17 protein-coding genes and 1 tRNA gene are annotated in these 22,369 nt (G+C 42.5%); 16 read left to right on the top strand and 2 right to left on the bottom strand.

Annotated elements, in window-relative coordinates:
- Positions 1-80 precede the first annotated feature (80 nt).
- Both HXT57_RS00840 and HXT57_RS00845 read left to right on the top strand, forming a co-directional pair.
- The gene (locus tag HXT57_RS00840) at positions 81-1,994 is read left to right on the top strand and encodes a serine/threonine protein kinase (protein ID WP_421783591.1); all 1,914 of its coding nucleotides are present in this window, start codon (positions 81-83) and stop codon (positions 1,992-1,994) included.
- 26 nt (positions 1,995-2,020) lie between these two features.
- Positions 2,021-4,354 (top strand): hypothetical protein, encoded by a 2,334-nt coding sequence (locus HXT57_RS00845; protein ID WP_421783593.1) that lies wholly within the window; start codon positions 2,021-2,023, stop codon positions 4,352-4,354.
- An 89-nt stretch (positions 4,355-4,443) separates the two neighbouring features.
- On the opposite strand, the gene HXT57_RS00850 is transcribed toward HXT57_RS00845, so the two are convergent.
- Positions 4,444-4,516: transfer RNA gene (locus HXT57_RS00850), tRNA-Ala, on the bottom strand.
- A 115-nt stretch (positions 4,517-4,631) separates the two neighbouring features.
- Positions 4,632-5,318, bottom strand: a complete 687-nt coding sequence (locus HXT57_RS00855) for a DedA family protein (protein ID WP_004109778.1) — start codon at positions 5,316-5,318, stop codon at positions 4,632-4,634.
- 227 nt (positions 5,319-5,545) lie between these two features.
- On the opposite strand from HXT57_RS00855, the gene HXT57_RS00860 reads away from it, so the two are divergent.
- The 14 genes from HXT57_RS00860 to pstB all read left to right on the top strand — a co-directional run bounded on the left by HXT57_RS00860 (position 5,546) and on the right by pstB (position 22,121).
- Positions 5,546-6,289 carry a teichoic acid transporter gene (locus tag HXT57_RS00860; protein ID WP_119504599.1) on the top strand — a complete coding sequence of 248 codons (744 nt, stop codon included), beginning with the start codon at positions 5,546-5,548 and terminating at the stop codon, positions 6,287-6,289.
- Between the two features lie 130 nt (positions 6,290-6,419).
- The gene (gene rpsO, locus HXT57_RS00865; protein ID WP_004109774.1) at positions 6,420-6,689 is read left to right on the top strand and encodes a 30S ribosomal protein S15; all 270 of its coding nucleotides are present in this window, start codon (positions 6,420-6,422) and stop codon (positions 6,687-6,689) included.
- Positions 6,690-7,034: 345 nt separating this feature from the next.
- Complete coding sequence (locus tag HXT57_RS00870) at positions 7,035-9,815, top strand: polyribonucleotide nucleotidyltransferase (protein ID WP_116431944.1); 2,781 nt, start codon at positions 7,035-7,037, stop codon at positions 9,813-9,815.
- A 246-nt stretch (positions 9,816-10,061) separates the two neighbouring features.
- Complete coding sequence (locus HXT57_RS00875) at positions 10,062-10,925, top strand: aldo/keto reductase (RefSeq protein WP_076002605.1); 864 nt, start codon at positions 10,062-10,064, stop codon at positions 10,923-10,925.
- A gap of 14 nt (positions 10,926-10,939) precedes the next feature.
- Entirely contained in the window at positions 10,940-11,905 is a 966-nt protein-coding gene (locus HXT57_RS00880; protein WP_116431943.1) for a polyphenol oxidase family protein, read from the top strand.
- A 176-nt stretch (positions 11,906-12,081) separates the two neighbouring features.
- Entirely contained in the window at positions 12,082-13,506 is a 1,425-nt protein-coding gene (locus HXT57_RS00885; RefSeq protein ID WP_033888563.1) for a cell division protein, read from the top strand.
- 111 nt (positions 13,507-13,617) lie between these two features.
- Entirely contained in the window at positions 13,618-14,952 is a 1,335-nt protein-coding gene (locus HXT57_RS00890; RefSeq protein ID WP_103013784.1) for a C1 family peptidase, read from the top strand.
- Positions 14,953-15,223: 271 nt separating this feature from the next.
- On the top strand, positions 15,224-16,405 hold the full coding sequence (locus HXT57_RS00895) for a 3-deoxy-7-phosphoheptulonate synthase (protein WP_064621722.1): 1,182 nt from the start codon (positions 15,224-15,226) through the stop codon (positions 16,403-16,405).
- Between the two features lie 113 nt (positions 16,406-16,518).
- A complete protein-coding gene (locus HXT57_RS00900) occupies positions 16,519-17,025 on the top strand; it encodes a hypothetical protein (RefSeq protein WP_415697933.1) in 507 nt (168 codons plus the stop codon).
- Positions 17,018-17,728 (top strand): 5'-methylthioadenosine/S-adenosylhomocysteine nucleosidase, encoded by a 711-nt coding sequence (mtnN, locus tag HXT57_RS00905; protein WP_415697934.1) that lies wholly within the window; start codon positions 17,018-17,020, stop codon positions 17,726-17,728. The genes HXT57_RS00900 and mtnN overlap by 8 nt, the downstream gene beginning before the upstream one ends.
- Before the next feature lie 206 nt (positions 17,729-17,934).
- Complete coding sequence (gene pstS / locus HXT57_RS00910) at positions 17,935-19,161, top strand: phosphate ABC transporter substrate-binding protein PstS (protein ID WP_004109760.1); 1,227 nt, start codon at positions 17,935-17,937, stop codon at positions 19,159-19,161.
- A gap of 106 nt (positions 19,162-19,267) precedes the next feature.
- Complete coding sequence (pstC, locus tag HXT57_RS00915) at positions 19,268-20,215, top strand: phosphate ABC transporter permease subunit PstC (protein WP_421783762.1); 948 nt, start codon at positions 19,268-19,270, stop codon at positions 20,213-20,215.
- Positions 20,216-21,253, top strand: coding sequence for a phosphate ABC transporter permease PstA (pstA, locus tag HXT57_RS00920; protein ID WP_004109758.1), 1,038 nt, complete (start codon positions 20,216-20,218; stop codon positions 21,251-21,253).
- 88 nt (positions 21,254-21,341) lie between these two features.
- Entirely contained in the window at positions 21,342-22,121 is a 780-nt protein-coding gene (gene pstB / locus HXT57_RS00925) for a phosphate ABC transporter ATP-binding protein PstB (RefSeq protein ID WP_004109757.1), read from the top strand.
- Positions 22,122-22,369 lie beyond the last annotated feature (248 nt).

A 22,369-nucleotide genomic window follows, 5' to 3' on the forward strand; every position in this document is an offset into this window, starting at 1 on the left:
AACTGTAATTCAATTACTCAAAAAATTAACTGAAATATTTGATGAGTAATTGGAGTTTTCAATATTGCGGAGGCGTAACGATGGTTTGTGTAGGCGGACGCTATCAGCTGCTTGGTGAGCTGGGGCGTGGTGGCACTTCAACAGTCTTTCTTGCTGTTGACACCGTTTTGCACAAGCAATGGGCTGTTAAAGAAACGTTTCTGCAAGGAGACGAAGAATATCAACAGCATATTATTCAATCCTTACGCGCTGAAGCGAATGTTTTAAAGGAATGCGATCATCCAGCTATTCCGCGAATTGTTGATTTTTTTGAAGAAAATGGTAGAGCTTATGCTGTTCGCGATTATGTAAAGGGACGTTCTTTAAAATCTATTGTAGAAGAATCTGGATTGCAAAATGTTGAAACTGTTCTTGATTTAGGTATGCAACTTTGCTCAATACTTTCTTATTTACATTCGCATTATCCGCCAATTATATACGGTGATCTTAAGCCTTCTCAGGTTATGATTTCAGAAGATGGCACAGTCCGTTTGATTGATTTTGGTGCTGCAACGCAATTATACGCAAACGGGGGAGTGCTTGATTTACGCACAATAGACCAGTGCGACGCGCGATTTGCTACTAATATTTTTACCGCTCCTGAAATTTTGAACGAAAACTCTGCAGCAACTACTTCAAGCGATGTGTATTCGATTGGAATGACATTGCGTTACGCATTATTGCCAACTGAAGTGCCTAAAACAAACGTGCAATCTGCTGTACTATTGCCTCATGAGAATCGTGAAGTAGTAGAACAATTAGTGTCTGTGCTCGCAATAGCTACAGCTATTAAACCATCTCATAGATATAAAGATTGCGACGAAATGTTTTCTGCACTGGAAGCGTGTGAGCATACAGAAAAACATTCACAACAATGCGACACTTCTACGAATGTATTGCGACGCAAACAATGCAAAAATAGTTCTAAGCCTAGAAAAAAGCGCTATGCAATTACGGCATTAATTGTTGTAGTACTAGTTTTTATAGTAATTTTATTCAACTGCTTAGGTTTATTTGTTGGGAATGCTTTTGTAAATCGAAATAAGCAATCTTTTGATGGTGAGCCAAGTAGTAAAAGAATTGAGGTAATACGCAAAAATAATAAAAGCTACGATTCTTACATGCAATTAGCTGAGCGTGAAAGCAATTCGGATATTGCGTGTCGCTATATTTCTCATGCAATGCAAGTGCAAAATAGTATGATCAAGAAGAAATATATAAGCAAAATATCATTTAAACCTCTCCAAATTTTATTGCAAATTCAACTTGCAGATCAGCAATGGAGTGCCAACGAAGAGCAATGTTTTGTTGGTTTGATTAATAAATACGAGCAAAACTTGCGTCCTGTAAATAAAGATTGGTTGAATATTTCTATAGAAATAGGCAAAGCGTATTGGTACTATTTTGCAGGATTTTCTGGAAAAGTTTCGCAAACAGAACGATTATCTCGTATGCGAGTAGCAAAAGTATGGTTCCAAGAGGCTCAAAAATATGAAAAGGATGCAAATGAAGCGTCTTCGCAAGATGTAGAAACTAATTCTGATGACATATCGCATACTGTTTCAAATCAAAAAATGTTAAGCGCGTACATCGCTATTTCTGACGCTTATGTGCAACTTGTTGATGTTTCTAAAGATTGTGCAAGCGTAGAAACATATAAAAATTATGTGAATCAATTACAGCAGTTAATGCAAATTGTTGAGAAAGATCACGGAGACGTCTTATTCGTGGATACTGGAGAACTAGTTTTGCAGTCAATTCATTCGTGGTTGCCGATGTTCCTAGAAAGCGGAGCCAGTAAACAAGAGATCCAGCGAATGTGCGACAAGGCAGAATATCTTCTTAAACAAGCGCATGTGTCAAATGATGAGGCTGTAAGTAGAAAGAAAAACGCAATTGATAGCGTCAAAAAAGTTCAAGACGAAATTAATCTAGCTTTTTTGCAAAAGAAATAAAAGAAATAATAAAAAGGGGGGAATAAATGTGTAAACAAAGAAATTTGGGGGATCTGTGGTTTTTCAAGCGATTTAAATGCGGCTGCGCTCGCATTGGCGTTTATATTGGGATTATTGTATTTATTAGTGCTGCTATAGTTGTTGCATTATTGCCACTTAATTCTATTGCGTATGCAAAAAGCAGCTATAACGCAGCCAAAGGATTGCATATAGCAAATGTTTCTGTTATGACAAAACAGAAAACTGTTCGCACTCAAGGCGAGTACATGTTTACTAAACGCGCTGCTTCGCTACTTATAACTTTTGATGGATTGGACGCTTCGGAAATCAGGAACGCGCATAAAGCTACTGTTAGCGTTGGAAGATATCAAATAGTGAGTGCCAAAGCTGATTTAGCTAAGATTGAGGCGGTGTCGTCGCTAGTTAATATTCGTTATAAGATCCGACCTCGAGTATTAGGAATAGTAAGAGTTGAATTGCAAAAAGAAGGAATATACGATTTGCAAGATATCTCTATAAGACTTGCTGCTGTAACAATGCATCCTAAACGCATATGGGGAGGAGTTGACTCTAATTCTCATGTTTCAAAGCAAACTAACTATATTTCTAATGAAAGTAAACTTTCTGGCAACAAATTGCGCTCTCGTAAGCCAATATTAAGTATTCCTGATTCAGTTTTGAATGCTTCAGATTTAACAAAAGATAACTCTTATAGCAAGCGTTCACGATATATTGTTATTGATAAAACTGCTCCTCGCTTGAGTGTTAGCTATGACAACAACGCATCGTATGAAGGCAAATATTTTCGTAATAATCGAGCTTCAAGAATATTGATACAGGACGATTTGTTCGTTTTATCGTATTTGCTTCACGATTCTTCTCCTATTGCGAAAGTTTTTGCTGATGGTAAACAGGTTATGGTACTTACAGCTAAAAGCTTTAAAAACGATGGTGTGCATACAAACGTGTGGTATGCTGATGTTTCTTTTTCGGGGGATGCTTCTTGGGATGTTCGCTATTGTGTTGAAGATTTATCGGGTAATGCGAGTTCTTCTATCAGTAATAAATTCATTATTGATACGCTTTCGCCAACTGTTTCTATTACTGGAGTGCAACAAGGCGGAGCGTATTCTCATGCTGTAGTTCCAACATTAGTTATAAAAGATCGTTGGCTAAAACCTGCAAGCGTAACGTATTCGCTGAGAAGAATGCGATATGCTAAGGAATTGCGTTCTTTTGTGTCTAGAAAAGCTGATTCGCAAAGCGTAAGTGTGCAATACGCAGGTTTTTATAATGGAATTCAAGACGATGACGTATATCAGCTTCAGTGGAGTGCTAAAGATTTAGTAGATCATGTTATTTCTGGTAAGTTGCAATTTTCTATAAATAGAAGCGGTTCCTCATTTAGTATAGATAGTTCCACTAAAGCAATGAATCGTAAACAATTGCAAAATGCTAAAGATATTCATATTGAAGAACTCAATCCTAGCGGACTGGCAAGTCCTGCAAAAATTAGTGTTATACAAGACGGTGTAGAGAAGATTTTATCAAAACAGGATTTTTCTGTAAACAGTCGCACAGATCGTGGCTGGCAACGATTGACTTACACTATTTTTAAACGGAATTTTGCCGATAACGCTCATTATCGTGTGCGCATTATGTCAGTAGACAAGGCAGGCAATCATTCTTGTAGCGAAAGTGCAGTTAGCAAAAAGGAAGGAATGTTGCAATTTGCACCAGCTTCCATGCAATTTACAGTAGATAATCTTGCTCCAATCACAACAGTGTTTGATATGCAAAATAATTCTACTTATCGCACTAATAAAGAAGGAAAAATTTTACGTATTAGTGCAAAAGATAACATAGCATTGCAATATGTAACAATCGATGTTGATGGTAAAACAAATCGTATTTGGAGCGGTAAAGATGTGAATAAATCAGTTTTATCTATAAAACTAAAACCAGACGGTTTTACTCACGACGTATTAGTAAAAGCTGCAGATTATGCGGGAAATATAACAACTTTGCAATATAAAAATGTAAAAATTGTTTCTATTGCAAATAAGCTTGTAAAAAAATCTGAAGCAGATAAAAAATCTAAAAATAGCGAGAGTAAAGATGCTGATAGTTCTGATGATGGTTTAGATGATGATTCCGACAATAGCTCCGATAACGATGATTGGATAGCTCGTTCGCAAGTGAAAAAATCGGAAAAATCTTTTGAAAATGCTGATTCCTTTAAGCGAAAATCGGTAAATTATATAGAAATTGTGGCTTATATTGGCACTGGAATTATAGCAATTCTTTGTGCTGCATTAGGAATTAGCATTATTTTTAAAAAGAAAATTAGCAATCAGTAAACTATTCTAATTAGTTTTGCTAGATTTGACAGGCATTGTGCGAGAAAAATAAAAAGCCCACTGCGGTGGAATGAATGCAGTGGGCTCAGTGGAGCTAATGGTAATCGAAACCACGACCTCTTCGATGCGAACGAAGCGCTCTACCAACTGAGCTATAGCCCCAATGTCTAAGACAAATCATCTTACGACAACTCTGCACACTGTACTACAAAGCTTGTATAAAAACAACATTTCTTGTAGTGCAGCGTGCTTGAGTGTCGTAAGTTAAAATACTAGTTTATTTGTTTTCTTTATTAAGTTTTGCTGCTTTCTTTGCTTTGTGCGCTTTGTATAAACCAATAAAAGTTGGCACAAGCGAGATAAGCAAAATTGCAACAATTACTAATTCAAAATTCTTCTGTACGAAATCAATCTTGCCGAAGAAATATCCAAGAAATGTGAAAAGCGACGACCAAACGAGACCGCCTAGTACAGAAAATGGTGTGAAGCGTATCCAACGCATTCCAGAAATTCCGGAGATGAACGGCATAAAAGTGCGTATGAATGGGAAGAATCTACCCAAGAATACTGCCAGCGGACCCCATTTATCAATCATTTTTTCGGTTTTTGCAACTCGTTCTGGAGTGAGCGCTTTTACTTTCCCGGATTCTACAATCTTTCGTCCGAAGAAATGACCAATAAAGTAATTGCACTGATCGCCAATAATTGGGGCTAGCCACACTACGGCAAGTAATAGTGGAAGTGGAAGCGCGCTATGACCTGTTTGAGCGTCAGGAGCTGCAAAAAACCCTGCTGCGAAAAGAAGTGAATCTCCTGGAAGGAATGGGAAGAATACTACGCCTGTTTCAATAAAAACAATGAGAAAAATAAGGCCTAATGCTGGAGCTGTGCCCATTGCAATCCAACTTGCAATAGCTGAGCGTGGATCCTTGAGTAGGTTAACAATAAAATGAATAAATCCCATAATGTCCTGTCATAAATTTTGCGTATTTAGTGACGCTTGTTAATTAAAAATCAAGCGAAACAACTGTTATTTTGAGCCTAGCAGTCGCCATAAACGGTTGACACTTTTTGTGCACACGCTATCAGTTAATTGCGTTATAACATACAATAATAGTTAGTAATGTAATGTTGCATGGTTAAAACTTGAGAAATTGCTTGGCAATTAAAGATTGGCAGGAGAAGTAACGTATGAAGTTAAATGATGAGCATGATGGTGAATATCCACAAAGTTTTGCTCCGCTAAAGCCTAGGAAACGTTCTGCTCGTGTAATCAATGCTAATGAAGTTTTAAAAAAGAATGATGATTCGAAAAGCAACATTCCTGACGAATATGTAAACATTGGTTTGCCGGAAACAGACTTGTCGATTGCTGATTTTTCTCGTAAGCATTCTAATCCAAAGAATTGGTGGATTTATTTTGGCGTTCTGCTTGTCGCTATTGTTATTCCGTATTGGATTGGTCGCACTATGGCAGCTCGTCATACTTCGTGGGTTATTTCGCATTGCTCTGGATTATCTTCGCAAGGTGTTGTTTTTATTTCGTGGGTAATCACAGTGTCTGCTTTTACAAGTCTTGCTATGGCGTTGATTGACACTCATCGTTGGATTTGGCGGATAATGTTTGCTGTTTTTCTGGCTTTAGAACAACTTATTGCCGGATTATGCATGCTAAACATGAGCTTCTGGTATTCGACGTATGTGGTCTATGGTCATGCTTCAGGTTTAGCGAATGCGGCAAATCTTGGCATTATTTCTGCAGGTATTGGAGTAGCTGTATTTGCTGTCATTTTTGTTGGTTTGCTTGTCATTGTTCCTAAAACCTCGGCTTTGAATGTTCTTACGCGTAGTTGGGCGTCGTTCATAATGTTTTATGCAATTGAGGTTTTGGCAATTCTAGTTGTGTTATTTGGTGGCTTTATGACCGCAATGTAATATTTGGATTTTGCGAAAATAAGTTGTTTGCAAGTGGTTGTATGATAGAGACTTGGCGTGTAACGCCCGCGGATTGAGAGCGCTACAGCAGAAGGTTGTGGCACCGCGCAGTGATATTAAGGAGGACGCCGTGGCATTAACGGCTGAAGATAAGAAGAATATTATCAACGAATACGCGACGCACGAGGGTGACACGGGTTCCCCAGAAGTGCAGGTCGCTTTGCTTAGCAAGCGCATTGCTGACCTTACTGAGCACTTGAAGGAGCACAAGCACGATCATCATTCTCGTCGTGGCTTGTTGCTCATGGTTGGTGATCGTCGTCGTCTTCTCGATTACTTGAAGCGTGTTGACATCAACCGTTATCGTTCTTTGATTGAACGACTTGGCTTGCGTCGATAGTCTTGTAGCCCGGGCTTAGCTCGGGCTTTTGTATTCTTTGTGCTGTACGCAGGTACGTGTACGCATAAAAATTGTTCACATATTCACAGATTTGGGGTAAGTGTTGTGAACAATATTTAAAATTTATAACTAAAAAGAATTAACGAATAATTCAAAAAATAATTAAAGATTGATGTATAACTGAATACGGATGATTGAAGTAACCGAAACAAAAAACACTACGAAATATTGACGTAACGCAAGTGTTGCAAAGAGTGCAAATATTCGCATATAAGTAATAATGCGAAGTCGTCAATGTTATTACGCATGTTGGTTGATTAGGTAAGTTAAGAAAAGGAGGAACCCGTGGAGGGTCCCGAAATTAAGGCTGTAGAAGCCGTTATTGATAATGGTTCATTTGGTAAGCGTACGCTACGCTTTGAAACTGGTCGACTTGCTCAGCAAGCAGATGGTGCTGTTGCCGCATATTTGGATGACGATTCCATGATTTTGTCGACGACGACTGCAGGATCTAGTCCGAAGGAAAATTACGACTTCTTCCCATTAACTGTTGATGTGGAAGAAAAAATGTATGCTGCTGGAAAGATTCCAGGTTCGTTCTTCCGCCGTGAAGGTCGTCCTTCTAACGAAGCAACGTTGGCATGCCGTATTATTGATCGCCCGTTGCGTCCGTTGTTCCCACACACTTTACGTAACGAAGTGCAAGTTGTTGAAACAATTTTGGCAATTAATCCAGATGATGCTTACGATGTTATTGCTTTGAATGCGGCGTCTGCATCTACTATGATTTCTGGTTTGCCATTTGAGGGCCCAGTTTCTGGCGTTCGTTTGGCTTTGATTGATGGCCAGTGGGTTGCTTTCCCACGTTGGAGTGAGCGCGAGCGTGCAGTATTTGAGATTGTTGTGGCTGGTCGTGTGATTGAAAACGGCGATGTTGCTATTGCAATGATTGAGGCTGGTGCTGGTAAGAATGCTTGGAATTTGATTTACAATGATGGTCAAACCAAGCCAGATGAGCAAGTCGTAGCCGGAGGTTTGGAAGCTGCAAAGCCATTTATTAAGGTTATTTGCGATGCTCAAAATGAGTTGAAGCGTATTGCAGCTAAGGAAACTAAGGAATTCCAACTCTTCCCAGAATATACTGACGAACTTTATGCTCGTATTGACGAGATTGCTCATGCTGATTTGAATGAAGCTCTTTCTATTGCTGAAAAGCTTCCTCGTCAAGATCGCATCGCTGAAATTAAGGAAGGCGTGCGTGCTGCAATCGCTGAAGAATTCACTGATATGGACGAAGCCGAAAAGGAAAAGGAACTCGGCAATGCGTTTAAAGAATTGCAGCGTCAAATTGTTCGTCGTCGTATTTTGACTGAAGATTATCGTATTGATGGTCGTGGTTTGCGCGATATTCGTACGCTTTCTGCAGAAGTTGATGTTGTGCCTCGCGTACACGGTTCTGCACTTTTCCAGCGTGGTGAAACTCAGATTTTGGGTGTGACTACTTTGAATATGCTTAAGATGGAGCAGCAGGTTGATGCGCTTTCTGGTCCACAGACTAAGCGTTATATGCACAATTACGAAATGCCTCCATACTCCACTGGTGAAACTGGTCGCGTTGGTTCTCCAAAGCGTCGTGAAATTGGTCACGGTGCTTTAGCTGAGAAGGCTTTGGTTCCAGTTTTGCCAGGTCGCGAAGAGTTCCCATACGCTATTCGTCAGGTGTCTGAAGCTATTGGTTCTAACGGTTCTACTTCTATGGGTTCCGTTTGTGCTTCTACGCTTTCTTTGCTTGCTGCTGGCGTGCCTTTGAAGGCTCCAGTTGCTGGTATTGCTATGGGCTTAGTTTCTGGTGATGTTGATGGAAAGCATATCTTCAAGACTTTGACTGATATTCTCGGTGCAGAAGATGCATTTGGTGATATGGACTTCAAGGTTGCTGGTACTTCTGAATTCATCACTGCTTTGCAGCTCGATACGAAGCTTGATGGTATTCCAGCTGATATTTTAGCTGCCGCTTTGCAGCAGGCACATGAAGCTCGTGCAACGATTCTTGAAGTTATTAACGAATGCATTGATTGCCCAGCTGAGATGAGTCCATTCGCTCCACGCATTATTACAACCACAATTCCTGTAGACAAGATTGGTGAGGTAATTGGGCCTAAGGGCAAGATGATTAACCAAATTCAGGAAGAAACTGGTGCTGAAATCGCTATTGAAGATGACGGTACTGTTTACATTTCTTCTGAAGGCGGAGAAGCTGCTGAGAAAGCTAAGGGAATCATCGATTCTATTGCAAATCCTCGTGTGCCAAAAGCTGGTGAAACTTTCACAGGCAAGGTTGTTAAGACCACAAGCTTTGGAGCTTTTGTGAATTTGACTCCTGGAACTGACGGTTTGCTTCACATTTCACAGATTCGCAATTTAGCAAATGGTGAGCGCATTGACACTGTTGAAGATGTGCTGAAGGAAGGCGATAATGTTGAAGTTATCGTACAAAGCGTAGATGAGCGTGGCAAAATTTCTTTGGCTATTCCAGGTTTTGAAGATCAAGAATCTTCTGCTCCAGCAGCGCGTGAAAATCGTTCCCGCAGTTCTCGCGACGATCGCGATTCTCGTGACTCTCGTGGCGATTACCGTCGTTCTCGCCGTGACGATCGCGATAATCATGACCGTGCGGATCGTGCAGATCGCGATGAGCGTCCTCGTCGCCGCATGCGCGATGACCGTGACGATCGAGATCGCATGGATCGAAATGACCGATACATGGATCGCGATAACCGTTATGATGACCGCAACACTCGTCGAGACGACCGTCGTGCAGATCGTGCGGATCGCGATAACCGTTACAGCGATAACGATTTTGATGAACGTCCTCGTCGCCGCGTGCGCGATGATCGTGACGATCGTTACGAAAATCGTGACGACCGTGAAGATCGTGCAGATCGTGACGACCGTGAAGATCGCTCAAATCGTCGAGATTCAGAAAATCGTCGCGTATCTGATAGAAAGCCGCGTTATGCAGCTGATGACGATCACTATGACGAGTATCGTTCGGCTCGTGAAGAGCGCGCAGAGCGTCCTCGTCGCCGCGTGCGTCGCGATTTTGATCCATTTGAGGAAGATTAATTGCGCAAATAGTATTAAAGCAAAATTATTGCTAGATACTAAATAAAAATAAATATTCGTAGAAATGCCTTCAAGCTGCGTTTGCGTTTGGAGGCATTTCTTTTAGATAGCTATTTAAATGTTTTATGCAATCTGTGCAATAAAATAAAATATAAAAAGTAGTAAAATATTGTGACTGCGTAAAGTAGCGTAATGCAATAATAAATACTTACGAAAAATATAAAACTTACAAAATAGGGGTGAAATATGGTTATGCATCGCGCATTAGGTTCGTTTGATACAACCGCTATTGGTTTTGGCGAAATGCCATTGACAATAGAAAACAATCTTGGTCACGATATGGGAATTGAAACAATTCACGCAGCTCTTGATGCAGGTTGTACGCATATTGACACAGCTTGGGCATATTACTGCTCTGGTGGTGAAGAACAAACTGGCGAAAAGCTTGTTCGTGAGGCTTTAGAAAGCTGGAAAGGCGACAAATCTTCTATTTTGGTTGCTACTAAAGTCGGTCACTTCCGTAACTTTACTGACGGGCGACCAACGTGGGGTAAGGATGGTAAGCCAGAGCATTTGATTGCGCATGCCAAAGAGTCTGCAATGGCTCTAGGCGTTGACACTATTGACTTGCTTTACTTCCACAGGCCAGATCCAGAAGTTCCATACAATGAGTCTATTGAAGCAATGCAAGAGTTGCTTGATGAAGGTGTGGCTCGAGAAATCGGTATTTCTAACGCTTCTGTGGAGCAAATCGATATTGCGCGCAACATTTTAGGAGAAAAGCTAGTAGCAGTACAAAATCAATATTCTCCAGTTCATTTAGAGAATGAAGATACGTTGCAATATTGCGAAAAGCTTGGAATTGCTTTTGTTTGCTGGAGTCCATTAGGTGGATTCCGTCATCCTTATGACGAGCATCTTTTCGATCCATTCCGCAAAGTTGCTGAAGATCATAACGTAAGTTATCAGCAAGTAGTTTTGGCTTGGGAGCTCGCTAAAGGCGATCACATATTTGTCATTCCTGGAGCTCACAGACCAGCTACAATTTTAGATAGTTTGAAAGCTTCTGATTTGCAATTAAGCAATGAAGAATTGGCTTATTTAGGCTGAAAGAAAACAATAAAATGCAAGAAACAAGCGTAACTGGTATGCCATTGCCGCACGAAGATGAGGACGGTACGCCAATTCCTGTAACCATTCCAGTGCCGTTAGGGTCTCGCACTCATGCAGTTTTTACTACTAGATTGGGTGGAATTTCTGAAGGCTTATTTGCTTCACTTAATTTAGGCGGACGCGCAGGAGATAGTGAGGAGGCTGTAGCAAGCAATCGCGCAGCTTTACAAAAAGCTTTGCAAGCTGACTTGTCGCTTGTTGCTCAAGTTCATAGCAGAGAAGTATTTGACGCAGATAGTGTAGTAGATTCATGGAATACTTCTTACGGCTTTGATGCAACAGGTTTTGCGGATTCGCAATTGAGAATTGAAGCAGATGCGCAAGTTTCAACTGCGTGCTCGCTTGCATTAGGAATGTTTGCTGCAGATTGTTTGCCAGTTTTACTTGCGGACGACGAAGCTGGAGTAATCGCTGCAGCGCATTGTGGACGAAAAGGATTGATGGCTGGAGTGCTTGATGCTGTCATCGAAGCAATGTGCGAAAAGGGAGCTGAGCGTTCTCGTATAGAAGCAGTGCTCGGTCCGTGTATTTGTGGAGATTGCTACGAAGTTGGTGAGAGTATTGCGCGCGATTTTGAAAAACGTTATCCGCAAACTGTAACAAAAACGCGTTTCGGTGGAATTGGTATTGATATTGCTGAAGCTGCACGCATTGATTTAGCGCTCGCAGGAGTTGCGAATATTGTTGACGCTTTGCCAAGAGTTACTGCAGCTACGCAATATTTGCAGGAAGATGAGGAATTGCGCGCGATTTGCGAAGTAGATGGGGAAGGCGAGTCTTTGCCGGAACGTTTGCAAAATTTGCAAAACCCAATGTGCACTTTGGAAAATCCGCTATGGTATTCTCATCGACGTGCTAGTTTAGCTGGAAAATCGCATGAAGGTAGACTTCTTGCTTTAGTAATTCGCGACAAATAATCGCATATGCTATATAAACATTACTGTATTTGAGCTAGGTAGTAAGTGCAGTTGTGTGAGCTTAGCAAAAACGTGCGCAACACACGAGTGTTTTTTGCTTGTAAGTGATAGCGTTGATTCTGATGGTGTAGCACAGCGTTTTGTGCAGCTGTGTGGGGGCTTGTGAAAGGAATATTATGGTGGCTGATTTATTTCCAACCGCGTTGCGTGGGTACGATAAAGACAAGGTAAATGAAGCATTTGCAAACTATGAGCGTACTATTTCTCGTCTGCGTGAACAAGTGCGTTCAAGCGATGAATCAATTTTGCAATTACAAGCGCAATTGCAAGAAGAAAAAAATAATGTAAAACGTGCAAAAAGCGGAAATACTTTTGCATCCTTAGGTGCAAATGCGCAACAATTGCTGGCATCTGCAGAGCAGACTAGTTCTCAATTGCTTGAGCGCGCTAAGCAAGATGCTGCATCAATTAAAAAGAATGCACAAGCACAAGCTGGAACTTTGCTGAACAATGCAAAACTGGATGCTGCACATTTAATGCAAGAAGCACAAACTAAAGCAGACACAATGCTTTCCAATGCCACGCAAAAGTCGACACAACTTATGCAAGCTGCACAAGAAGATTCTGCACGTTTGCGCGATACTACTGCTAAAGATGTGCAAGCTCAAAAAGACGCTGCAGAATTAGCTTTACAAAACACTCAAGAAGAACATACGAAGCGCATGGCTTCTGAGCGCGCTCAGCAAGAAAGCAGCATTTCGCAACTTAAGTCGGAAGCTGCGCAAAAAATTGCTGAGCAGCGTGCGGCTGCAAACGAAGAGATTGCACGTGCTAAAGCTGAAACAAACGATCAGATTGAATCTGCTCTTGCAGAAGCAAATAAAAAGCTTGCTGATATGCGCGAACACGCTTCGAAGATGATGGCTGACGCACAGCGCAAAGCTGGCGAAATTACGGATGCTGCTGCTGCTAAAGCTCAAGAAATTGCAGATGATGCTCAAGTTGAACGCACGCGTACGTTAAGCCAAGTTAGTGCAGAAGTTGAGCAGATTCGAGCAGATATTGCTGCTCAACAGGAGGAAGCTACAAAGAAAGTCAATGCCTTGCTTTCTGGTTTGAAAGAGAAAGAAAGAGCAGCTCAGGAAGAAGCAGATGCTTTGGTTGCTCGCGCAAAAACTGTTCATCAAGAAGCTGACGAATATGCAGCGCAAACGCATCAGGCTGCGGATAGTCAGGCTGCTGATATTGTGCGCAAAGCTATGCAGGAAGCAACTGCTCAGGTTGAAGAGCGTAGAGCTGCAGCGCAGCAAGAGCTTGATGGCATGACGACTCGATTAACCCAATTGCAGCATCGTGAGGCAACTATTACGCAGCGCGTTACGGAATTGCGTTCGCTGTTTGCGAATGCTTTCTCTGGATTTGATTTTGGGGATGCTCAACAAAACCAACAAGTTGCGCAAGCTTCTGACGATAATGAGGATTCGTCGGATGCTCAATCTTCTGCAGATGCGAAGCAGGCTCAGCGAGATGTTCAAGCTGCGTTGGCTGAATCTGAAGAAGCTAACGAGTCTCAAGAAGACCAAGACACAGATAATCAATAAAGAAAATATTGTAAAATTTGTAGATTGGCTTAAACATCGTACGCTAGAATGTGCTGGTATTTGAATAAATATTTGAAATAAATATTGATAATTAACAGGAAAGGTAGCATTGTGACTGAAATCACTGCTCTAACTGATGAAAAATTACAAGGTTTGCGTGAGGATTTTGACGCAAATCCTTTAAACCGTTTAGCTATGAATGGTGTGACTGCTGCTGGTATTGATAAAGTCGCGCGTAATTATGATCGTGCGCGCTTATTGCAGCGTCGTTTTTCTACCATTGTTGATAACGGAGATGCAACACATCAGGATCGTTCTGGCCGTTGCTGGCTGTTTAGTTCGTTGAACGTGGCTCGTTTCATTGCGAAGAAATCCCTTGGATTGAAGGAATTTGAGTTTTCTCAAAACTATGCGATGTACTACGACAAGCTTGAGCGAATTAACTACTTCTTGAAGGATGTTGCTGCTTTGGTGCGTGCAGGTGAGCCTTCAGATTCTCGTTTGATTCAGCATTTGTTGCATGACGTTATGGGCGATGGCGGCCAGTGGACCATGGCTATGAATGTTTACAAGAAGTATGGTGCTGTTCCTAAGGATTTGTTCCCAGAAACTGCTTCTTCTAAGAATACTGGTGCTATGAATACGCAGTTGCGTGCGCTTTTGCATACTGCTGTTGCTCATATGTATGCGAATGCCACTGAAATTGATGCGATTATTGCGGATGCTACTGCTGCAGGTCACAGGATTTTGACAATTCACTTGGGTGAGCCACCTAAGAGCTTCGATTGGGAGTGGACTGATAGCGACGGCAAGTTCCATCGCGATGGTGAGATTACGCCAGTTGAGTTTTGGAAGAAGTACGTGAATGCTGGTCTTGAGGATTATGTGTGCTTGGTTGACGATCCTCGAGCTGAACATCCTAAGGGCAAGAAGATTGCTATTGAGCATTTGGGTAATGTTGCTGGCGGAGACGCAACCGAATATTTGAACGTGCCAAACCAGTTTATGAAGGATTGCGTGCGTAAGATTTTGGTTGAGAAGGGCATTCCAGTGTGGTTTGGTGCCGATTGCCATCCTATGATGGATCGCGAGAATGGCGCTTGGGCTACTGATTTGTTCGAGTATGGTCGCGTTTATGGCGTTGATTTTGATTTGGATAAGGAAGCGCGTGTGCGTTTTGCTGATTCTGCGATGAATCACGCTATGGCTTTTGCTGGTGTGGATGTTGCTGATGATGGTACGACTACTCGCCGTTGGCGCGTAGAGAACTCTTGGGGCACTGATATTGCAGATAAGGGTTACTTTACGATGAGTGACGACTGGTTTACCGAGTATGTGTACGAAGTTGCAGTGCCGAAGAATCTGCTTCCGGAAGAATATCGCAAAGCCCTAGAAGAACCAGCAATCGTATTACCGGCGTGGGATCCAATGGGCGCTTTGGCTTAGCTTAAGCGCATTGGGCGCTTAAGCTAAGCCAAAGCGCCGCGCTCACTATTGCGAAAAGCACAGTGTGCTTTTCGCGTGAGCTCGGCGGTGCTTGCATCTTTATTCAAGATGCAAGCACCGACCACATCAAATGTGGTTGTGCTTTCAACGCAAGCTCGGCGGTGCACGCATCTTTATTTCAAGATGCGTACACCGACCCCACCAAGTTAGGTTGATTCTCTCCTCGCACCCACCGATCACACCAAGCACAGTTTTTATAGGATGGTGACAAATGGCTTCTACAGCTGAGCAGCGTACTTCTCGCGCGGTAAAGAAGGAAGTTGAGGAGGGGCGTAACCCTCTTAATTCCGCGAAGTTTCAGCGCTGGGAAGACCAGGTTGGTGTGGATCGCATAATAAACCGCCGCGTGCTTGAGCTGGAGCCTTTGCCAACTCCTGCTCAGGTGCTTGGTGAGTTGCCATTGTCGCCGTATGCGCAGGATATTGTTGCTGAGTCGCGCGATGAGATTCGTAGCTGTTTGAATGGCGAAGATGATCGCTTGTTGGTTATTGTTGGCCCGTGTTCTGTGCATGATCCTAAGGCTGCTCTTGATTATGCGAGTCGTTTAGCTAAGTTGCGTTCGGAGCTTGAAGATGAGCTTCTTATTGTTATGCGCGTGTATTTTGAAAAGCCGCGCACAGCTCTTGGCTGGAAGGGTTTGATTAACGACCCGGATATTGACGGAACGCATGATATTCATAAGGGTTTGTTGCTTGCGCGTAAGACTTTGCTCGGCGTGTTGGATGCTGGTTTGGCTGCTGCTACTGAATTTTTGGAGCCGACCAGCCCTCAGTTTATTGCGGATGCTGTGAGCTGGGGTGCGATTGGTGCGCGTAATACTGAGTCTCAGATTCATCGTCAGCTTGCTAGTGGTCTTTCTATGCCGGTTGGTTTTAAGAATGCTACGGATGGTTCTGTTTCTGCGGCTGTAAATGGCTGCTTAGCTGCGAGCCAGCATCATACGTTCTTTGGTATTGATCATCTTGGTCGCGCTTGTGCTGTGCAGACTCTTGGCAACCCTGATTGTCACGTGGTTTTGCGCGGATCTAGTAAGGGGCCGAATTATGATGCTGCGTCGGTTGCTTCTGCTGTGGCTTCAATTCGTTTGCGTTTGGGTACTGGTTGCATGGCTTCGCATGGTGTTGTTGTGGATTGCTCGCATGGTAATTCTGGCAAGGATGAGCGTCGCCAGATTGAGGTTGTGCGTGAGATTGCGGATCGTTTGGCTGCGGGTGAGCAGGGTATTAAGGGCGTGATGATGGAGAGCTTCTTACAGGGTGGTAATCAGGATCCTGCTCCTCTTAGCGAACTTGAATATGGGAAGTCTATTACGGATCGTTGTATTTCTTGGGAAGATACTGCCAATTTGCTAAGAATTTTAGATAAATCTGTAGCAACTCGCCGTAGAGCTTAGAGCTTAGAGATTGTAGTAAGATAATCTCAATTAATTTCTACTTGGCTTATGTTCCTTACTGTATTTGCCGCCTATTTTTGCATTATATTTTGCGTACAAGGGAGTGTGTTGAAATGTATAACGAAGACTTGAATAAAGCGAATAATGGGAATAATGCGAATAAAGGTTTTATGTGTAAAGCACTACCGGTGGTGCGTTATATATTGTTAGCTTTGATTGCAACTGGTGTTATTTTGTTGGCTTTTGCATGGTATCGTGGCACGCATAGTGCTGGTTATACGCTTGTTACGTTTTCTGCATTGTGGTTTAGCGTTTTTATGCCGTTTGTAACTGGAATTGCTTTGCTTGTTTTTGCTAACGGATGGCGTCGCATTGTTGGCACTTTAGTTTGTGTATTGCTTATAGCCGGATTTTTCGCTTTTCTTGCCCTGCAGAATCAAATTATTGCGTTTTTCAATGTTCCTGTTGTGAATCCTTGGTTTGATTTTACGTGCGGAGCATTGCTGAAAATTGCGACTTTGACTTTTGTTATTATGACTTTAGTATGCGTGTTTTTGGTTAAGAATAACGATAAATGCGTAAGTAGCGAAGTAAAAAAGGATGATTCTGCTAATGTCTAGTACTGAGAAAATTACGAAAGTCGCTGTTGTTGGTGCTTTAGAGGAAGAAGTTGCGCATATTGCCAGTGCGCTTGAAAACGTGACTCACGATCACTCTGCAAGTCTTGATGTATCTTGCGGCACTCTTGACTCGGCGAATGGCAGTAAAATCGAAGTCGCGGCTACTGTTGGCGGAATGGGTCTGGTTAATGCTGCTGCAACTGTGCAATATCTTATTGACGCATATAACCCTCAAGTCGTAATTTTTTCTGGTATTGCAGGAAATCTTAATAAAAATTTGCATACGAACGATGTTGTTCTTGGAAAAACTGTAAAATATCTCGATACCGATATGCGCTTAATCGGTCAATGGAAGCCGTTTGCAAGCGAGTTTCATTCGGATGATTATCTTCTTAAAGTAGCTAGCAAAGTGCTTACCGATATGAAAATCACGCATATTGCTGGCACTATTGCATCTGGCGGATATTTTGTTGATTCGCCAGAAAAAGTAGCGGAGGTAATTGCAGCTACTCAAGCGGATGCTGTGGAAATGGAAGGCGCAGCAGTCTTGCATGTGGCTGCTCGTAACGACGTTCCTGCACTTGTTGTGCGCGCAATGAGCGATAATGCGGATACAAAATACGAGGATTTTCACACTTTTGATATTTCCGAGTATGCGGACACTGCTGCAAAAATTACGGTAAATATTCTTCGCAATTTGTAGCATTTCGACACGCTGATGTGGTCGCCGACCTTCATTTTGCTTAAGTCGCGTTAAATATAGCGCCAAATACCGCCATTTTTGGTACCCACTTTATTTTTGCCGGTGAGGTTTTACCCACCTGTTTACGATGGTTGCGTTAATAAAAAAAGATAGGGATTAATTAAGAAAATGCGCCCAATTCGCAATACGGCTATAGGAACGCGAAAATGTGGTGGGGCGCAAGGCAATTCTTCGCGAAAGGAAAGAAGAATATGCGTAACGATATGAATAAGTCAAATATGAATAAATTTAATACGACTAAAAGCGCACTTAAGTTCCGCAGTATTGCTGCGGCGGCGCTAACTTTCGGCTTGTGTGCAACCTGCGCTGCTTGCGGAGACAATGTTCCTGCTGATAATTCCAATGCGTCAGGTTCGCAAAACACTAAGATCTCCGGCAATTTCCAAGGCTCGGGTGCTTCTTCCCAGCAGGTTGCAATGGAAGCGTGGATTGCAGGATTCCAATCTAAAAATCCGGGTGCAAAAATTGCTTACAATCCTACTGGTTCTGGTGCTGGCGTTACCACTTTTATGACTGGTGCCACGGCTTGGGCTGGTTCAGACAAAGCGTTGAGTAATGACGAAGTTGAAAAGTCTAAGTCGGTTTGTGCTCATGGAACTACGGCTTTCGATGTGCCCGTGTATGTTTCACCAATTGCGATTATTTTCAACCTTAAAGGTGTTTCGGATGCTGGCAAGCATATTAATTTGGACGCTTCGACGATTGCTAAAATTTTCGACGGAAAAATTACGCGCTGGAATGATGACGATATCAAGAAGCAGAATCCTAAGCTAAAGCTTCCAGACACCCCGATTACTGTTGTTCACCGCTCCGATAAGTCCGGTACAACGCAGAATTTCTTAAGCTATGTGAAAGACTCTGCTCCGGACGATTGGAAATATGATCTTTCTGAAAACTGGCCAAATAGTGTCGGTCAAGGTGCAAAGGGCACTTCGGGCGTTGTATCTACTATTCGCATGGCAAATGGTGCGATTGGTTACGCTGATTTTTCACAGGTCGGTAAGCTCGGTACTGTTGCAGTGAAGGTGGGGGATACTTACAATGAGATTTCTCCGGAAGCTGCTTCGCAAACTTTAGCTGATTCTGAAATTGACGCAGACGCTTCTGCAAAATATCCTAATCGTGTTGTTATGAAAATTAATCACAATACGCAATCTAAGGGTGCTTATCCAATTGTGTTAGTTTCTTACGATATTGCTTGCCCGGTTTATAAAGATGCTGGAACTGCTCGATTTGTGAAGTCTTGGCTTAGCTACGTAACTAGCGTGGAAGGGCAGAATGCTGCTTCTTCTGCTGCTGGAACGGCTCCACTTCCACAAAATTTGGTAAGCAAAATTAACGCATCGATTAAGTCTGTTAAAACAGGAAAGTAAAAACTTTACAAACTGATATTATGAACGTATCGGTTATAAAGGAGAATGATTGAGTTCTACGAAAAATGCGAAAGCAGTTGCGAATAGTGCAAACGAAACTGCTCAAATTTCTGAGAGCAATAGCAAAAATTATGTTGGCACTCATCTTGCAGACCGTCTTTTTAAAGGCGTGGCTGCAGGCTGTGGCATGCTAATTTTGCTTGTTCTTACAGCAGTTGCAGTATTTCTGCTGTTTCGTGCTTTGCCGTTATTAAGTGGAAATCACAATCAAGTAAGTCATGTGTTTGCTGATTTTACTGGTGGTAAAGCGCATGATTTTATAAGCTATGTGGCTCCGCTTATTTTTGGCACAGTGCTTATGTCTGCGCTCGCGCTGCTGTTCGCATTTTTTGTGGCAATTGGTATTGCTCTGTTTATTTCGTATTATGCGCCTAAAAAAATTGTTCCGCTTTTGAGTGGAGTAATTGATTTGCTTGCTGCGATTCCGTCCGTAATCTATGGTTTATGGGGCGGATTGGTTTTGGTTCCAGCTATGTATCCTTTCTGGGATTGGGTTTCTAAACTTTTTGGCTGGATTCCGCTATTTTCTGGTCCGGCGGCTAATCCTTCTCGTTCTGCTGCTACGGTTGCATTAGTTTTGGCTGTGATGATTTTACCGATTATTACTTCTATGGCTCGCGATATTTTCCAGCAGGCTCCGCGTTTGCAGCAAGAAGGTGCGCTCGCGCTTGGCGCTACAAAGTGGGAGATGATTAGATTAGCGGTTCTGCCGTTTGCAAAGTCTGGTATTGTGTCGGCTTCTATGCTTGGGCTGGGTCGTGCTTTGGGTGAAACGATGGCAGTTTTGATGATTTTGTCTCCTGGATTTACTTTTGGTATCAATATTTTCAAGGCTTCTCAAAATCAAACTATTGCAGCAAATATTGCAGCGCAGTATCCGGAAGCGAACGGACTTGGTGTAAGTGCGCTTATTGCAACCGGCTTAGTTTTGTTCGTTATTTCTTTTGCAGTCAACTTTATTGCTCGCAAAATTACCGGAAAGGCGGGCGCATAAATGGAGCATCAAATTAATAAATCTAACGAAGGTGCTGAAGTCTTCGCAGAAAATTGCGTAGAAAATCGCGCAGAAAATTCTGCGGCTCCGGTTATTGACTTCAACAAATTCCGCCCAACTCGCTCACACATAGCTGCGCGCAAACGTAAAGACATGCTTATGCGCGTGCTGATTTTCTTGTCTTTTGTTGTGGCACTTATTCCGCTTATTTCTTTGCTTTTAACAACCATTATCAATGGTATTAAGCGTTTAAATTTTGATTTTCTCACTCATAACATGACTTACGTTGTGGGCGGAAATGCTACTGGAACTGGCGGTTACGGCGGAATTTTGCACGCGATTATTGGAACTCTTGAAATAACGCTAGGAGCTATGGTTATTTCAATTCCGATTGGTTTAATGTGTGCTGTTTATTTGGTTGAGTATGCTCGCGGAAACAAAATTTCGCGCATAATTAATCTGCTTGTTGACGTTATGAGTGGTATTCCGTCTATTGTTGCTGGATTGTTTGCATTTTCTATGTTTGCTCTTCTTGCTGGTCCTGGCACAATCAATGGTTTTGAAGGATCTGTGGCTCTTTCACTTCTTATGATTCCAACAGTTGTGAAGTCTTCTCAAGAAATGCTAAAAATCGTGCCTAACGATTTGCGCGAGGCGTCTCTTGCTTTGGGAGTTACTCAGCAGCGCACAATTACAAAAATCGTTTTGCGCACTGCTCTTCCGGGAATTGTGTCTGGCTGTATTCTTGCGGTTGCGCGCGTTATTGGCGAAACTGCGCCACTTCTTATGGCTTCAGGCTTTATTGCTTCCACGAATCTCAATTTATTTGATGGGCAAATGACGACTTTGCCGGTGTACGTTTACCAAGAATATTCCAAACTTTCTGCGAATTGTCCAGCTAATGCGCCGGCTTCTTGTGTAACGTCAATTCCGATGGAGCGCTCGTGGGCTGCAGCTTTAACGCTTATTGTGTTGGTGTTGTTGCTAAATATTTTGGGGCGAGTTGTGGCTCGAGTGTTTTCTGTAAAGACGAAATAAAGCGAAGTAAATCTTAAATAAAGTGAGTTAAAGCAAAGCAAAATAAAACAAAGCAAAGCGAATTAAATTTTTAGAAAGTGAGCATAAAATGGGTCAGCGAATTGATGTGAAGCACTTAAATATTTACTATGGTGATTTTCTTGCTGTAGAAGATGTAAATATTAATATTGAGCCAAATAAAGTGACGGCTTTTATCGGACCTTCCGGATGCGGAAAATCAACAGTTTTGCGCACTTTAGACCGCATGCACGAAATCACTCCTGGCGCGCGAGTAGAAGGTCAAGTGCTTCTTGAAGGCCGCGATTTATACGGTAAAGACGTGGATCCTGTGGCTGTCCGCCGCGATGTTGGCATGGTTTTCCAGCGTCCAAATCCTTTCCCAACAATGTCTATTCGAGAAAACGTGCTCGCTGGAGTTCGTTTGAATAATCGCAAAATTGCTAAGAGTGATGCTGACGATTTAGTTGAGTGGGCTTTACGAGGCGCGAACTTGTGGAATGAAGTTAAGGATCGCTTAGATAAGCCGGGTATTGGTCTTTCTGGCGGTCAGCAGCAGCGACTTTGCATTGCTAGGGCTGTGGCTGTGCATCCGCAAGTTTTACTTATGGATGAGCCTTGCTCAGCTCTTGACCCTATTTCTACATTGGCTGTAGAAGATTTGATTAATGAGCTTAAGCGTGACTACACGATTGTGATTGTGACTCACAACATGCAGCAGGCTGCGCGTGTTGCGGATTACACGGCATTCTTTAATTTGAAAGCTGTAGGTCAGCCGGGGCATTTGGAATACTTTGCAGACACAACTACTATGTTCAACAATCCGCGCAACGCTGAAGCTGAGCGTTATATTTCCGGTCGTTTTGGCTGAGTTGTTATATACTTCTTTGATTTCGGTGTATTTCCTTGGTCAGCACGTGCGCGTAAGGTCAGAGCTGTTCGGTTGTTCAAAGGTTTCGCAATTTTCATAATTTTATGTGAGATTTTGTGATGCTTTCGTTCATTCGACGAGTCGCAGTAACCTCTGCGTGAATGCCCAAATGTAATTGCGTACGCGATTGCTCAAGTGCTTTCGCCGCGCTTTTCTGGTCTTTTGCGCTTGTAAACCAAGGAACAGAG

Source organism: Gardnerella sp. KA00771 (assembly GCF_049244045.1).
Taxonomy (GTDB): Bacteria; Actinomycetota; Actinomycetes; order Actinomycetales; family Bifidobacteriaceae; genus Bifidobacterium; species Bifidobacterium swidsinskii.

Excerpts from the sequence above, each read along its gene's own strand:
- HXT57_RS00860 (WP_119504599.1), top strand. The coding sequence starts at position 5,546 with ATGAAGTTAAATGATGAGCATGATGGTGAATATCCACAAAGTTTTGCT.
- HXT57_RS00845 (WP_421783593.1), top strand. The coding sequence starts at position 2,021 with ATGTGTAAACAAAGAAATTTGGGGGATCTGTGGTTTTTCAAGCGATTT.
- pstA (WP_004109758.1), top strand. The coding sequence starts at position 20,216 with ATGGAGCATCAAATTAATAAATCTAACGAAGGTGCTGAAGTCTTCGCA.
- HXT57_RS00885 (WP_033888563.1), top strand. The coding sequence starts at position 12,082 with ATGGTGGCTGATTTATTTCCAACCGCGTTGCGTGGGTACGATAAAGAC.
- HXT57_RS00840 (WP_421783591.1), top strand. The coding sequence starts at position 81 with ATGGTTTGTGTAGGCGGACGCTATCAGCTGCTTGGTGAGCTGGGGCGT.
- HXT57_RS00875 (WP_076002605.1), top strand. The coding sequence starts at position 10,062 with ATGGTTATGCATCGCGCATTAGGTTCGTTTGATACAACCGCTATTGGT.
- HXT57_RS00880 (WP_116431943.1), top strand. The coding sequence starts at position 10,940 with ATGCAAGAAACAAGCGTAACTGGTATGCCATTGCCGCACGAAGATGAG.
- mtnN (WP_415697934.1), top strand. The coding sequence starts at position 17,018 with ATGTCTAGTACTGAGAAAATTACGAAAGTCGCTGTTGTTGGTGCTTTA.
- pstB (WP_004109757.1), top strand. The coding sequence starts at position 21,342 with ATGGGTCAGCGAATTGATGTGAAGCACTTAAATATTTACTATGGTGAT.
- HXT57_RS00855 (WP_004109778.1), bottom strand. The coding sequence starts at position 5,318 with ATGGGATTTATTCATTTTATTGTTAACCTACTCAAGGATCCACGCTCA.
- HXT57_RS00895 (WP_064621722.1), top strand. The coding sequence starts at position 15,224 with ATGGCTTCTACAGCTGAGCAGCGTACTTCTCGCGCGGTAAAGAAGGAA.
- HXT57_RS00900 (WP_415697933.1), top strand. The coding sequence starts at position 16,519 with ATGTATAACGAAGACTTGAATAAAGCGAATAATGGGAATAATGCGAAT.
- pstS (WP_004109760.1), top strand. The coding sequence starts at position 17,935 with ATGTGGTGGGGCGCAAGGCAATTCTTCGCGAAAGGAAAGAAGAATATG.